The 2590-nt window shown below is 65.3% G+C and carries 3 protein-coding genes, 1 tRNA gene and 1 pseudogene; all 5 read left to right on the forward strand.

The genetic code is table 11. The features are described from left to right. On the forward strand, nt 1-193 hold a 193-nt coding region (locus tag BN903_RS14190; RefSeq protein ID WP_048078351.1), incomplete at its 5' end, for a hypothetical protein. Nucleotides 194-220: 27 nt separating this feature from the next. Further along, nucleotides 221-302 (forward strand) — tRNA-Ser (locus tag BN903_RS14195). Between the two features lie 354 nt (nt 303-656). Continuing rightward, a complete protein-coding gene (locus BN903_RS14200) occupies nt 657-1151 on the forward strand; it encodes a hypothetical protein (protein ID WP_048078352.1) in 495 nt (164 codons plus the stop codon). 431 nt (nt 1152-1582) lie between these two features. Then, a complete protein-coding gene (locus tag BN903_RS17695; RefSeq protein WP_006629578.1) occupies nt 1583-1750 on the forward strand; it encodes a hypothetical protein in 168 nt (55 codons plus the stop codon). A 103-nt stretch (nt 1751-1853) separates the two neighbouring features. Then, nucleotides 1854-2590, forward strand: a pseudogene (locus BN903_RS14210) (DNA topoisomerase); the annotation flags it as partial.

Here is a 2590-nt window from a genome sequence, read left to right on the forward strand (position 1 = left end):
GTCCGCGGCGCTGTGGGGGGCCGTCGGCGGCTTCGCCTTCCTCGTGCTCGCGCAGGGATACCGACTTCTCGGTCCCGGGTCGCTGCCGGTCGGCCTCTGGGGGCTGGCGCTCGTCGCGCTCGGCGTCGCCGCGGCGTCGGCCGGTCTCTCCTACCTCGCCGAGGCGCGACTCCGAGCGAAAAGAAGGACTTAACAGTCGCACCGGAGTATCACCGCGTGAGCCAGGATGGCCGAGTGGTAAGGCGCACGCCTGGAAAGCGTGTTCCCATCCGGGATCGGGGGTTCAAATCCCTCTCCTGGCGTTCCTGTCGACGCCGATTGCGAGCGAGGAGCGGCAGCGACGAGCGAGCCCGGCGTCGACGAACACAGACTGAGGGATTTGAACCAGAGAGTGAAGCGAGCGGTGCGAGGCGTGAGCGAAGCGAGCGCCTCGAAAAGCGAGCGGAACGACTGAGGTTCAAATCCATCTCCTGGCGCTTCGCTGTCGCAACAACGAGCGAGGAGCGACAGCAATGAGCGAGTCCGACGTTACCGAGCCTACCCGGCTGTAGTTCTGTTGAAAACCGCAGAGGGCGATACACTTCTCGCTCGCGTTCAGCACGCACGTTCGGTGGAAAAATACAAACAAATTCATCCGAAATAGACCTATCGAGCGAATGGTCCCCGAGATGCCCACTAGACGTCGTAAACTCCTCGTCAGCTTGAGTAGTGCCGGCCTCGTCAGTCTCGCTGGCTGTACCGACCTCGGCGGTGATTCCACGGAGAGCGACAACGATCCCACGGTCGTCGACACCATCGAGATCGCGAACGGTCAGGACGTCTCGCGAACGTTCAAAGTCGTTCTGCGATCCGCCGAGAGCGTACTCTACTGGGACTCCTTCGAGCTCGATGCGAGTGAAGACACTAACGCCGACGTGGATCTCGTCGAAGGTCCGTTCGGGAGCGGTGACGAGCCACTGTGGCTGGACGTGAAAGCGGGGTATCCCGATGACGACCCCGACTCGGGCGAAGGCGAGACCGTCGTCACCCAGCCTCTCGGTGAGGAGTACAGCGGCTGTATCTATGTGGTAGTCTTCACACGAATTGCCGGCGGCGTCTCGTTCCGCATCGACCCGGCTAACGAGATCGTGTCCAGAGACACTCGCTGTTGAAATCCGCTGGCGGACTGTCGTTAGGAGCTTGTAAATAGCCGATTACGGATCGACGGCGAGTGCCTCCGAAGCCCCAGCCGGGAGGGCTCGCGCGGCTCGGGGCGCTCCTCGCTCAGTCGCTTCGCTCCTTCGCTGTGGTGCTGCCGTCGCCGTGCTTCGCCCTCCCGGCTGCCCCTTCGAGTCCCGCCCCGCAACCGCACAGCACCTCACGCCTTCCCAGCCTCGTCGGCGGTCCTCCGCTTCGCTTCGGACCGCCGACTCCCTCGCGCGGCGCTCCTTCGTGGTCGCCGGGGGCGACCGCTCGGAGGCGCGCGCCACAGCATCGCTTATAGACCGTCATCGTCGCCGCTACCGGTATTTAAACATCGCACCGAATCACTGACACACCGACACAAGACTCATATGTGTGGGTGTAGTTAACACGGGTGACGATGCCAGACACGAAATCGGGCCGCGAGCGGAAAGGGAGGAACAAGCGCCGCCAACTCGAGAACCACCTCGCACGGCGCGAACTCGACGCGGACGACGAACCGCCGGAGCCGTACGCGGAGCCGACGGACGCGGAGTTCCTCGCGGAATCCGACGACGCGGCCCGGTGACGGTCGCGACTCGCTCCCCGTCTCTATTTTAGTTCGACCCCGCGCCTGCCGCGGATCTCGCGTCGCGAAAGCTTTAGACCCGGGAGCGGCGTATCTCGGCGCAATGAGTCGCGGCCCCGAGCTGATAATCACGGAGAAGGACAACGCCGCGCGGCGCATCGCCGACATCCTGAGCGGCGAGTCCGCGACGGCGGAACGGATGAACGACGTCAACGTCTACGAGTGGGGCGGAAAGCGATGTATCGGCCTCTCCGGCCACGTCGTCGGCGTCGACTTCCCCGCCGAGTACAACGACTGGCGCGACGTCGAGCCGGTCGAGCTCATCGACGCGCCCGTCACGAAGACGCCCACGCAGGAGGGGATCGTCGCCGCGCTCCGGCGGCTCGCCCGCAACGCCTCCCGCGTCGTCATCGCGACCGACTATGACCGGGAGGGCGAGCTCATCGGCAAGGAGGCGTACGAGCTGGTGCGCGAGGTCAACGAGGACGTCCCCGTCGACCGCGTGCGCTTCTCCTCGATCACCGAAAACGAGGTGCAGGAGGCGTTCGCGAACCCCGAGGCCTCGACTTCGAGCTGGGCGGCCGCCGGCGAGGCCCGCCAGACGGATCGACCTCACGTGGGGGGCCGCCCTCACCCGCTTCCTCTCCTTATCCGCCCGCCAGCTCGGCGACGACTTCATCTCCGTCGGCCGGGTCCAAGGCCCGACGCTCAAGCTGATCGTCGACCGCGAGCGCGAGATACAGGTGTTCGATCCGGAGTCCTACTGGGAGCTGACGGGCGAGCTGGCGAAGGCCGGCGGCGACCCCTTCGAGGCGCGCTACTTCTACCTGAACGACGAGG

The organism is Halorubrum sp. AJ67 (genome assembly GCF_000513435.1).